Here is an 11,621-nt window from a genome sequence, read left to right as displayed (position 1 = left end):
ATAAGGGATCAAGATGCAAGTTAAATTTTCAATTTATCGCTATAACCCTGATGTTGATAGCAAACCTAAAATGCAAGAAATGAACCTTGAAGTACCTGAAGGTTCTGACATGATGGTTCTTGACGCTCTTATCTTGTTAAAAGAAACAGATGCGACATTAGCTTTCCGTCGTTCTTGCCGTGAAGGTGTATGTGGCTCTGATGGTATTAACATGAATGGCAAAAATGGCCTAGCATGTATCACACCATTGTCTGATTTAAATGTGAACAAAACGATTGTTATTCGACCGCTACCAGGTTTGCCAGTGGTCCGAGATCTCGTTATTGATATGTCACAATTTTATGATAATTATGCACGTATTAAACCGTTCTTAATTACAGACGACAGTGCTATCCCACCTGCTCGCGAAAACCTTCAGTCTCCTGAAGAACGTGAGAAGTTAGATGGTCTGTATGAGTGTATCTTGTGTGCATGTTGTTCAACTTCATGCCCATCATTCTGGTGGAACCCTGACAAGTTCGTTGGTCCTGCAGGCTTATTAGCGGCTTACCGCTTCTTAGTCGATAGTCGTGACTCAGCAACTGAAGAACGTTTATCAGAATTAGACGATGCGTTTAGTGTATTCCGTTGTCACGGTATTATGAACTGTGTAAACGTGTGTCCTAAAGGTCTAAATCCTACAAAAGCAATCGGTAATATTAAATCTATGTTACTACAACGTGCGGTGTAGCAATGTTTTTTGTTAGTTTTTAGTTACAATGGTCATTCCGTTGGGAATGGCCAAGTAATTTGAAATCTTTGCTACCATCTCTGGCGCGATGGACATTTAAAGTGAAAAGGGCAGAGAATGCAGAATAACGTCATGAAAGCCTGGTTAGAATCCTCTCATCTAGCCGGTGCGAACCAGACATATATTGAAGATCTATATGAGCAATTTTTGGCAGATCCAGATTCAGTTGGCGAAGAATGGCAAACTGTATTTTTAGGATTACCTAAAGTTGATAATACTAAAGAAGTTCCACATGGTCCTGTAAAGGATTATTTCATTCGCCTTGCGAAGGATACCTCTCGATACGCTGCTCAAGTAAGCGATCCACATAATGATGCAAAGCAGGTTAAAGTATTACAGTTAATCAATGCTTTCCGTTTTCGTGGTCATCAACACGCTAACTTAGATCCATTAGGTCTATGGACACGTGATCGTGTACAAGATCTAGATCCTGAATATCACAACCTTTCTGATGCTGATTTTGATGCTAACTTTAATGTTGGTTCATATGCAATTGGCCAAGAAAGTATGAAACTCAGTGAGCTTTATACTTCATTACAAAAAACATATTGTGGTTCAATTGCAGCCGAATATATGCACATTGTATCTACTGAAGAAAAACGTTGGATCCAAAGCCGTTTAGAATCAGTTGAAAGCACACCAGAGTTTGAAAAAGAAGATAAATTACGATTTTTAGATAATTTAACTGCTGCTGAAGGTCTGGAAAAATACCTTGGTGCTAAGTTCCCTGGTGCTAAACGTTTCTCGCTTGAGGGCGGTGATGCACTAATTCCAATGATGAAAGAGTTAATTCGTCGTAGTGGTGAACAAGGTATCAAAGAAGCTGTTATTGGTATGGCTCACCGCGGCAGACTGAATATGCTGGTGAATGTACTTGGTAAAAAACCAACAGACTTATTTGATGAGTTTGCTGGTAAACACAGTGACGCATGGGGTGCTGGTGATGTTAAATATCATCAGGGCTTTAGTTCTGATTTTAATACTCCAGGCGGAAATGTACATTTAGCACTTGCTTTTAATCCATCGCATTTAGAAATTGTTAACCCTGTAGTAATGGGCTCTGTTCGTGCTCGTCAAGAACGTCATGGTAGTACTAACGGTGATGAAGTACTGGCAATTACAATTCATGGTGATTCTGCAATCGCTGGTCAAGGTGTTGTTGCTGAGACATTTAATATGTCACAAACACGCGCTTATGGTATTGGCGGTACTATTCGAATTGTTGTCAATAACCAAGTCGGTTTCACGACATCAAATCCGAAAGATATGCGTTCGACAGAATACTGTACGGATATCGCAAAAATGGTTCAGGCACCTATCTTCCATGTAAATGCTGATGATCCTGAAGCTGTTGTATTGGTTACACAAATAGCGCTTGATTTCCGTAATACATTCAAGCGTGACGTTGTTATTGATTTAGTTTGTTATCGCCGCCATGGTCATAATGAAGCTGATGAGCCTAGTGCAACTCAACCATTAATGTACAAAAAAATTAAAAAACATCCAACGCCACGTAAAATCTATGCCGATCAACTTGTTAATGAAGCTGTAATTGATGCTGCCGAAGCAACCGGTTTTATTAATGAATATCGTGATTTACTTGATGGCGGTGAATGTGTTGTTAAAGAATGGCGCCCAATGCAACAGCACTCTGTTGATTGGAACCCGTACTTAAAACACGAATGGGATATGCCTTATCAATCTCAGGTTCCGCAAGAAACATTGTCAGACCTTGCGTTGAAAATGACGGTTGTACCTGAAGGACACAAGATCCAATCTCGTGTACAGAAGATTTATAACGATCGTGTTGCTATGGCAAACGGTGAAAAACCTTGTGATTGGGGTTTTGCTGAAACATTAGCATATGCAACGTTACTTGATGATAACTACAAAGTACGTATTACTGGACAAGATGTAGGCCGTGGTACTTTCTTCCATCGTCACGCAGTTGTTCACAATCAAGAAAATGCGAGCACTTATACACCATTAGCTAACTTAAAACCTGAACAAGGTGAGTTAACTATCCATGATTCAGTTTTGTCTGAAGAAGCGGTATTAGCATTTGAGTACGGTTATGCGACAACTGAACCAAGTGGTTTGACTATTTGGGAAGCACAATTTGGTGATTTTGCCAATGGTGCACAAGTTGTATTCGATCAATTCCTTTCTTCTGGTGAACAGAAATGGGGCCGTATGTGTGGTTTAACAGTGATGTTACCACATGGCTATGAAGGGCAAGGTCCTGAGCATTCATCTGCACGTCTAGAACGTTATATGCAAATGTGTGCTGAGCATAACTGGCAAGTGTGTGTACCAAGTACACCTGCGCAAGTTTATCATATGCTTCGTCGTCAGACTGTGCGTCCTATGCGTCGACCATTGATCGTCATGACACCAAAATCATTGTTACGTCATCCTTTGGCTATTTCTGAACTGTCTGAACTAGCAGAAGGCACGTTCCAAAATATCATTGGTGAAATTGATGAAGTTGACCCAACGCAAGTTAAACGCGTTGTGATGTGTAGCGGTAAAGTTTATTTCGATTTACTTGAAACGCGTCGTAAAACTGGTCAAACAGATGTTGCTATTGTGCGAATTGAACAGCTTTATCCTTTCCCACATGCGGAAATTGCAGCTGTATTTTCAGAGTACCAACACGTAGAACAGTTTGTTTGGTGTCAAGAAGAACCTCAGAATCAGGGCGCTTGGTATTCAAGTCAACACCACTTCTGGGAGTCTATCCCGCAAGGTGCGAAACTAAGTTACGCTGGACGTGCTGCATCAGCATCACCAGCTGTCGGGTATATGTCTGTACATACAAAACAGCAGTTAGCACTTATTGAAGATGCTTTAACTGTTGCGCAGAAATAGTTTATTAAAGGAATTATGAAAATGACAATTGAAATCTTGGTACCTGTACTACCTGAATCAGTAGCTGACGCAGCAGTAGCAACATGGCACAAACGCCCTGGTGATGCTGTTGAACGTGACGAAGTAATTGTAGAGATTGAGACAGACAAAGTTATTCTAGAAGTTCCAGCAGTTGAATCTGGTGTTCTTGCTGAAATTCTAGAAGAAGAAGGCGCAACGGTTCTTGGCCAGCAAGTTATTGGTCGTTTAAAAGCTGGCGCTGTCGCTGGTGAAGAAACAAAAGATAAACCTGCAGAAGCAAGCGAACAATCAGTTGACGCGAGCCCTGCTGTTCGCCGCCTTATTGCAGAAAAAGGCTTAGATGCTTCGAAGATCACTGGTACAGGAAAAAATGGTCTGATCACAAAAGAAGATGTTGAAAAAGTATTAGCACCTGTAGCGCCAGTAGCAAAATCACCAGTAGCTGCTCCGGTTGTTGAACTTCAACCAGGCCGTAGCGAAAAACGTGTTGCTATGACGCGTCTTCGTAAGCGTATCGCAGAACGTCTTTTAGAAGCTAAAAACTCAACGGCAATGTTAACAACGTTTAACGAAATCAACATGAAACCTATCATGGATATTCGTAAACAATATAAAGATGTATTTGAAGAGCGTCATGGTATCCGCTTAGGTTTTATGTCTTTCTACGTGAAAGCGGTTGTTGAAGCATTAAAACGTTACCCTGAAGTTAACGCTTCAATCGATGGTACTGATATTGTTTATCACAACTACTTTGATGTAAGCATCGCGATTTCTACACCGCGTGGCCTAGTAACACCTGTATTACGCGATTGCGATACGATGAGCCTTGCAGATATCGAGAAGAATATTCGTGAACTAGCACTTAAGGGTCGTGACGGTAAACTGTCAATTGAAGATCTAACCGGTGGTAATTTCACGATTACAAACGGTGGTGTATTTGGTTCATTAATGTCAACTCCAATCATCAACCCACCACAGAGTGCAATCTTGGGTATGCATAAAATCCAAGATCGTCCAATGGCTGTTGATGGTAAAGTTGAAATTTTACCTATGATGTATCTAGCACTTTCTTACGATCACCGTTTGGTTGATGGTAAAGAATCTGTAGGCTTCTTAGTAACAGTAAAAGAATTATTAGAAGACCCAACTCGTCTTCTTTTAGATGTGTAATATTTAGTTTAATTATTTAATTTAATTATTTAGTTGCTTACGCCTTATCTTAAGGCGTAAGTTTTCGGGACAAGCCCTAGTGGCTAATAACATGGATATACGAGCATGAATCTGCATGAGTATCAGGCAAAACAACTTTTTGCTGAATATGGTTTGCCAGTTCCAGAAGGTTACGCAACAAACGTACCTCATGAAGCGGCAGCTTTCGCTGACAAAATTGGTGGCGATAAATGGGTTGTTAAATGTCAAGTTCACGCCGGTGGGCGTGGTAAAGCAGGTGGTGTTAAGCTTGTAACGTCTAAAGACGAAATTACTGCATTTGCTGAGCATTGGTTAGGTAAGAACTTAGTTACTTATCAGACTGATGAACACGGTCAGCCAGTTTCACAAATTTTAGTTGAAGCTGCAGGTGATATCGCTAATGAACTTTACCTTGGTGCGGTTATTGACCGTGGTTCGCGTAAAGTTGTATTTATGGCATCAACTGAAGGTGGTGTTGACATTGAGACTGTTGCTGAACAAACTCCAGAGTTAATTCACAAAGCAACGATTGATCCACTTGTAGGTGCACAACCTTACCAAGCACGTGAACTTGCGTTCAAACTTGGTTTACAAGGTGCTCAAATCAAGCAGTTTACACAGATCTTTATGGGTCTAGCTAAAATGTTCACTGATTCTGATATGGCATTACTTGAAATCAACCCGCTTATCATTACTGGCGCAGGTGACCTTGTTTGTTTAGATGGTAAAATTACTATCGATTCAAATGCACTTTATCGTCAACCTAAGCTACGTACAATGCAAGATATTACTCAAGAAGATGCACGTGAAGCTCACGCTGCTAAATTTGAGCTAAACTATGTTGCATTAGACGGTAGTATTGGTTGCATGGTAAACGGCGCGGGTCTAGCAATGGGCACTATGGATATTGTTAACATCCATGGCGGAAAACCAGCTAACTTCCTTGACGTAGGCGGCGGTGCAACAAAAGAACGTGTTGCTGAAGCATTCAAAATCATTCTTTCTGATGACAATGTTAAAGCCGTACTTGTTAATATTTTCGGTGGTATCGTTCGTTGCGATATGATCGCTGAAGGTATTATTGGCGCAGTACAAGAAGTTGGTGTACAAGTGCCAGTTGTTGTACGTCTTGAAGGTAACAATGCAGAATTAGGCCGTGCAGTTTTAGCTAAATCTGACTTAAATATTATTGCAGCATCTAGCCTAACGGATGCAGCGCAACAAGTTGTTGCAGCAGCGGAGGGCAAATAAATGAGCGTTTTAATTAATAAAGATACGAAAGTGATCTGCCAAGGTTTCACTGGTGGTCAAGGTACTTTCCACTCAGAGCAAGCTATTGATTACGGAACTCAAATGGTTGGTGGTGTTTCTCCTGGTAAAGGCGGCACTACACATTTAGGTTTACCTGTATTTAATACAGTACGTGATGCAGTAGAAACAACAGGCGCAACAGCTTCTGTTATTTATGTACCTGCTCCGTTCTGTAAAGATGCGATTCTTGAAGCAATTGATGCTGGTATCGAACTTATCGTTTGTATTACAGAAGGCATACCGACTGTTGATATGATCGAAGTTAAAGTTAAACTTGATCAAGAAAACGTTCGTATGATCGGTCCTAACTGTCCCGGTGTTATTACTCCTGGTGAATGTAAGATTGGTATTATGCCTGGTCACATTCACAAGCCGGGTAAAATTGGTATTGTTTCACGCTCTGGTACGCTTACGTACGAAGCAGTAAAACAAACAACCGATGAAGGTTATGGTCAATCAACATGTGTTGGTATCGGTGGTGATCCGATCCCAGGTACAAACTTTATTGACGTACTTGAATTATTCGAAAATGATCCACAAACTGAAGCAATCGTTATGATTGGTGAAATTGGTGGTACGGCAGAAGAAGAAGCAGCAGCTTATATTAAAGCGAATGTAACTAAACCTGTCGTTTCTTACATTGCTGGCGTTACAGCGCCAGCAGGTAAGCGTATGGGCCATGCTGGGGCAATTATTGCTGGCGGTAAAGGTACTGCAGACGAGAAATTTGCAGCACTGGAAGATGCTGGTGTAGCAACGGTACGTTCACTTGCTGATATTGGTTCTGCTTTACGTGCTAAATTAGGTTAATACCTGTTTCTTTTAAAATAAAGCCACCTTCGGGCGACTTACTATAAGTTGCTCTAAGGTGGTTTTTCTATTTAAAACATAGCTTTAACTGTTTAGATTGATACTGCGATATGTATCATATACTACGAGTTTGGTCACAATGTGGACATTGGGTTTAGCGTCATCGCTTCATTCAAATAATCCGGAGCAAGGTGAGCATAAGTCATTGTTTGCATAATCGTTGAATGACCTAGGATTTTTTGCAACGTTAAAATATTGCCCCCGTTCATCATAAAATGACTCGCAAAAGTATGTCGTAAAACATGCGTTGCCTGACCTTTTGGTAAATCAAAGCCCTGGGCTTTCAGCACATCGTAAAACTCCATGTATGAACCATTAAACAACCGACCTGTTTTCCCATTGTAGATCTCATTCATTAATTCTGACGTTATAGGTACAGTTCTGTTTTTACCATTTTTGGTATCATTGAATGTAACTCGCCCATGAATAATATCATTTCCCCGTAGTTCTGCTGCTTCACTCCAACGCGCACCTGTCGATAAACACAACTTAGCAATATTAAGTTCATCGCCACCAAGATTATCCAGCAACTGAATGATTTCTTTTTTATTTAAAAACCCCATTTCAGTTGCGCGTATCTTGAGTTTACCGATCCCTTTTAAAGGGTGTTCGTTATGAAACTCACCAGCTTTTATCAATACGGTAAAAACACCACTTAGCCTGACTTGGCTCCTATTGATCGTTGTTGCTTTATTCCCTATAGCCATTTTGTCGGCTCGGAATTGCATAACGCGCTGTTTAGTTACCTGGTCAGCCCTTGGGTGCCCTAAGTCTTTATCAATAGATAACAGGTGTTTTAGCTCTTTTTCAGGGCGTTTTAACTGTTGACCATGGTAGTGATACCAAAGATCAATTAAATCGCGTAACGGCCGCTTGTCTGCTGATTTCTCTACCCAGCCTTTTTGGTTCTGAGTTGATAATAACCAGCGTTCATACTGCTGCGCTTCGCCTTTCGTTTTAAACTTTTTTCTGTATCGTTTACCACTTCGTCCTTGCGGACGACAATCGACCTCATACCCGTTAGGAATAGATTTAATAGACATTTAACTGTCCTCCCTAGGGTAAAATTGTATTGCTAACGTTTTTATTGTAGTTGAGTCCACCTCCTTTTGATTTAAACGCATGGCTCTTGAGTTGAGAAAACCGGACAAACTTGACCTGAACGTGGCTCAACATTTCCGGTTAATAGCCATATCGTGTATTTTTTTAAACAGTCATGCTGGCTAAATTGCATTAAAAATTGGCAGCATGGTTCCTTTTGTCCAGTAACATAGTTCGCTGTTGCGGATAGATTAAAACGTAACGCATTAGCGAGTTGTTGGTTGCTATATCGCTCTTCTTGAATAATAGCGCGTAATCTCGTATCAAAAGACATCCTGTCACCTTTAATTTGTAGTGAATGAAATTATCCACTACAAAAGGGTATTATAATTATTTACAAATTAACGAGTCTGAAGTACCAATTTAGAAATAGTGCTTATACTCCATATAATGGTTTGGCTTTTAACTAACTATAAGCTTTATCATGGTTATCTCCTTAAAAGTACATCTATTCGGTTTGAAGCACATTTCACATCAACTTTAATATTTATTCATATTCAATCTGTTACATATCTAAAGAATTATAACTTGAATTTATGTAAATTATTTCGACAGTATTCCTTACTTACCTTGTCGAACATTTGAAGTGGAATAGTTAACATTGCCACCTAGTTAGAGGTATTTAAGTGGTTTGTTTGGAGGCACAAGCAGGGAGATACCGCTTATGCCTATTATGAATAGTTAAATTTACAGAGTGTTCGTTACTGCGAAGGTGACCTATGTTTATTGCTTACGTTTTAACTTTAATGCCAAACCCATTAATCCAAACCCGAGTAGAGACAAACTAAAAGGTTCATTTACATTAATAGGTGGTGGTTCTGGGTATACTTGCAATAAGTCTTGATGTCCATCGTTACGATAAACATCAACTATGACGTCATTACTCCATGACCCTAAAGAATTGAGGTAGTTTTCAGCTGTAAGTATTCCACTTGGAATTATCTGTACCATCTGAAAGTCACCAGTAGATAAATCGAAGCCGTTGGTATTGTAGTCTTCATGCATTATCTCCCAAAGTGCAAACTGAAATGCAGCCGCGGTTGCCTCATCCGTGACGTTGCTATATGCATTTGTATAAAGACGACCTATGTAATCAGCCACCTCAGAGCCGGTACCCAAAGGTAGGGGGTCTGTGGCTGGGTAAATAGTATAATCTACGGTATCTCCTATTCCAATTGGCTCATTTATCTCAATGCAGAACGCCAAAAAATCTGATGATGTCGTATTATTGGTAAAATTAAACAACCCTCCAGATGTAGTACCATAACCCCCATTGAAAGAGAATAGTGCGCCTTCATTCCAGTCATTTTCCCAACCATTCAAAGTTGCTGAAATTGTAGTTGCGCTGACTTGGTTAGTTGACATGATTAGACTAGAAATGAAAATTAATTTATATAGGATTTTCATAAAAACCGCCTTATAGGATTGTGACAATCATACTTATTAAGCACTTTGCGTACCAAGTGAAAAGTGTTGTTAAAATAGAAAGGCTTAGAAAGGCTTAGAAAGGCTTAAATGTTAAATTTGTAAACAAAATCGACATGATTTACGTAATATTACCTACGTTTAAAATTCTTAACCATGTGGATATTTATTGAAATAAGCTTCCTAATTGGATTTTTTATTTGGATAAAAATCCATACACGACCTATTGAACATAAATAGTGATAATGCGCATAACGATGATCGGGTTAAGTAATGGTAATAAATATTACTAGGTAATACTTAATGTTGTGACAACGGAATATCTCATTGGGATGTTTGATGGCCGTCAGCTACGCGCCTGGAATAATTCTTGGTGGGTGTTAGTTCGCTAGATTTCACGTAGCGAACCATTCTCACGATCTGATCTTACATAACATGCGTTATACGCAGTGATTTTAGCCTTTTAGTTTGTGGCCAAATTCACTATTCCACTACACTTGCCCAGTGCCGATAATGATGACTTTTTCCATGTGGTAATTCCTTAAATAAATGTATGATTTTATAGGTGTAAAACAACACATTGAGAACGACAAAAGGCCACACTCTGTGCGGCCTTTTTAATTTTACTTCGATACTTTCCTTAGACTTAGAAAATGAATTCGTATAGGAAACCTGCGCCAATTGCCATGCTCAGGATTACAAATAAGAACGCTGCAATCATTTGGTTTTTGAAGATAGATTTAAGTAAAATAACTTCTGTTAAACTTGCACCTGCACTACCAATAATCAATGCCATTACCGCGCCAAGTCCCATGCCTTTTGCTGCTAATGCTGCACTTAGAGGGATAACAGCTTCAGCTCTAATATAAAGTGGAATACCGATTACCGCTGCAACTGGGATAGCAAATGGGTTGTCTGCACTCGCCACACTTGCTACAAATTCAGTTGGCATAAAGCCGTAAATCATTGAGCCAAGTGCAATACCACCGACTAAATACGGGACTACTTTTTTGAAATCAACCCAAGTCGTGTTCCAAATACGCATCCATTTGCTCACCGGTGTTTTTTTACCACCACAGGCTGTTGCGCAACCTTTTGCTTCTGGCGTCATGTACGCTTCAGCTCTAACATATTTTTCAAAACCTAGTTTTTCTAATGTGTAACCAGCTACAACCGATACACCCATTGCTATCACAAAGTAGAAAACAGTTACTTCGAGGCCGAACGTTACGGCAAACAAACCAATAATGATCGGGTTTAACAGTGGACTTGCGAACAAGAATACCATCATGGTACCAAATCCCGCTTTCGCTCTTAACAGCCCTTTAAGAAAAGGAATCGTAGAGCATGAACAGAACGGTGTAATCGCACCAAGTAAACCTGCAACAATGTAACCTCTACCGTTTTTACCGCTTAGAATACTTTGGATTTTTGATGGCGGAATATACTCTTGTAGTATCCCAACAATGTAACTAATCACTAAAAACAAAATTGTTAATTCAACGGCTAAGAATGCGAACATACCTAACGTGTCCATGACCATGTCTTGTGTAATGTTTATCATAATAAGTGCCTTTCGCTTCTTCATTTCGATGTTTCTGGAATAATTGTAATATACCGATCTTAAAAAGCACTGTCAACTTTATTTCCATGTTTATCGAAATAACCTTGTGGTATTATAATAGACAGGTTTACATATTGATGAGTGTACATATGAGTATTGAGGTAATCGCTAAGGCGTTCAAAGAATTGGGTCATCCAGTTCGACTCGCGATATACAAAATTGTGATGAGAGCGGGGGCGCAGGGAGCACCTGTTGGAAAGGTATGTGACAATATTAAAATACCTAATTCCACACTGTCTCATCATATTTCAAGTTTGGTATCTGCTGGGCTGATTTCACAACGTAGAGAAGGACGCGTATTATTCTGTGTGGCAAATTATGATATTCGAGAGCAAGTCATCGATTTCCTACAAAAGGACTGTTGTGAAACTCAGTGAGTATGACTTATTGATCATTTGTAGTGGTTCATTGAAATTG

The 11,621-nt window shown here is 39.8% G+C and carries 10 protein-coding genes; 6 read left to right on the top strand and 4 right to left on the bottom strand.

The window, feature by feature from the left end; all coding sequences use genetic code 11:
* The first annotated feature begins 13 nt into the window (after window positions 1-13).
* From HWV02_RS12835 to sucD, 5 genes are all read left to right on the top strand, one after another.
* Window positions 14-730 carry a succinate dehydrogenase iron-sulfur subunit gene (locus HWV02_RS12835; RefSeq protein WP_211676197.1) on the top strand — a complete coding sequence of 239 codons (717 nt, stop codon included), beginning with the start codon at window positions 14-16 and terminating at the stop codon, window positions 728-730.
* A 117-nt stretch (window positions 731-847) separates the two neighbouring features.
* On the top strand, window positions 848-3,661 hold the full coding sequence (gene sucA / locus HWV02_RS12830) for a 2-oxoglutarate dehydrogenase E1 component (RefSeq protein WP_211676196.1): 2,814 nt from the start codon (window positions 848-850) through the stop codon (window positions 3,659-3,661).
* A 21-nt stretch (window positions 3,662-3,682) separates the two neighbouring features.
* Window positions 3,683-4,852, top strand: coding sequence for a 2-oxoglutarate dehydrogenase complex dihydrolipoyllysine-residue succinyltransferase (gene odhB, locus HWV02_RS12825; protein ID WP_211676195.1), 1,170 nt, complete (start codon window positions 3,683-3,685; stop codon window positions 4,850-4,852).
* 105 nt (window positions 4,853-4,957) lie between these two features.
* Window positions 4,958-6,124, top strand: a complete 1,167-nt coding sequence (gene sucC, locus HWV02_RS12820; protein ID WP_211671844.1) for an ADP-forming succinate--CoA ligase subunit beta — start codon at window positions 4,958-4,960, stop codon at window positions 6,122-6,124.
* Window positions 6,125-6,994, top strand: a complete 870-nt coding sequence (gene sucD / locus HWV02_RS12815; RefSeq protein WP_211671843.1) for a succinate--CoA ligase subunit alpha — start codon at window positions 6,125-6,127, stop codon at window positions 6,992-6,994.
* 134 nt (window positions 6,995-7,128) lie between these two features.
* On the opposite strand, the gene HWV02_RS12810 is transcribed toward sucD, so the two are convergent.
* The 4 genes from HWV02_RS12810 to HWV02_RS12795 all read right to left on the bottom strand — a co-directional run bounded on the left by HWV02_RS12810 (window position 7,129) and on the right by HWV02_RS12795 (window position 11,144).
* Entirely contained in the window at window positions 7,129-8,097 is a 969-nt protein-coding gene (locus HWV02_RS12810) for a tyrosine-type recombinase/integrase (RefSeq protein ID WP_211688066.1), read from the bottom strand.
* 71 nt (window positions 8,098-8,168) lie between these two features.
* On the bottom strand, window positions 8,169-8,429 hold the full coding sequence (locus tag HWV02_RS12805; protein ID WP_211688064.1) for a hypothetical protein: 261 nt from the start codon (window positions 8,427-8,429) through the stop codon (window positions 8,169-8,171).
* A gap of 449 nt (window positions 8,430-8,878) precedes the next feature.
* Window positions 8,879-9,562 (bottom strand): thioester domain-containing protein, encoded by a 684-nt coding sequence (locus HWV02_RS12800; RefSeq protein WP_211688062.1) that lies wholly within the window; start codon window positions 9,560-9,562, stop codon window positions 8,879-8,881.
* A 664-nt stretch (window positions 9,563-10,226) separates the two neighbouring features.
* Window positions 10,227-11,144 (bottom strand): permease, encoded by a 918-nt coding sequence (locus tag HWV02_RS12795; RefSeq protein WP_211688060.1) that lies wholly within the window; start codon window positions 11,142-11,144, stop codon window positions 10,227-10,229.
* A gap of 149 nt (window positions 11,145-11,293) precedes the next feature.
* On the opposite strand from HWV02_RS12795, the gene HWV02_RS12790 reads away from it, so the two are divergent.
* The gene (locus HWV02_RS12790) at window positions 11,294-11,581 is read left to right on the top strand and encodes a helix-turn-helix transcriptional regulator (RefSeq protein ID WP_211688058.1); all 288 of its coding nucleotides are present in this window, start codon (window positions 11,294-11,296) and stop codon (window positions 11,579-11,581) included.
* Window positions 11,582-11,621: the final 40 nt, after the last annotated feature.

It is taken from the genome of Moritella sp. 28, assembly GCF_018219435.1.
Taxonomy (GTDB): Bacteria; Pseudomonadota; Gammaproteobacteria; order Enterobacterales; family Moritellaceae; genus Moritella.
Note: the sequence above shows the minus strand (reverse complement) of the source record. Positions and strands in the feature narration are given on the sequence as shown.

Coding starts and splice junctions, on each gene's coding strand:
- sucD (WP_211671843.1), top strand. CDS start 6,125: ATGAGCGTTTTAATTAATAAAGATACGAAAGTGATCTGCCAAGGTTTC.
- sucA (WP_211676196.1), top strand. CDS start 848: ATGCAGAATAACGTCATGAAAGCCTGGTTAGAATCCTCTCATCTAGCC.
- HWV02_RS12835 (WP_211676197.1), top strand. CDS start 14: ATGCAAGTTAAATTTTCAATTTATCGCTATAACCCTGATGTTGATAGC.
- HWV02_RS12810 (WP_211688066.1), bottom strand. CDS start 8,097: ATGTCTATTAAATCTATTCCTAACGGGTATGAGGTCGATTGTCGTCCG.
- sucC (WP_211671844.1), top strand. CDS start 4,958: ATGAATCTGCATGAGTATCAGGCAAAACAACTTTTTGCTGAATATGGT.
- odhB (WP_211676195.1), top strand. CDS start 3,683: ATGACAATTGAAATCTTGGTACCTGTACTACCTGAATCAGTAGCTGAC.
- HWV02_RS12795 (WP_211688060.1), bottom strand. CDS start 11,144: ATGATAAACATTACACAAGACATGGTCATGGACACGTTAGGTATGTTC.
- HWV02_RS12790 (WP_211688058.1), top strand. CDS start 11,294: ATGAGTATTGAGGTAATCGCTAAGGCGTTCAAAGAATTGGGTCATCCA.
- HWV02_RS12805 (WP_211688064.1), bottom strand. CDS start 8,429: ATGTCTTTTGATACGAGATTACGCGCTATTATTCAAGAAGAGCGATAT.
- HWV02_RS12800 (WP_211688062.1), bottom strand. CDS start 9,562: ATGAAAATCCTATATAAATTAATTTTCATTTCTAGTCTAATCATGTCA.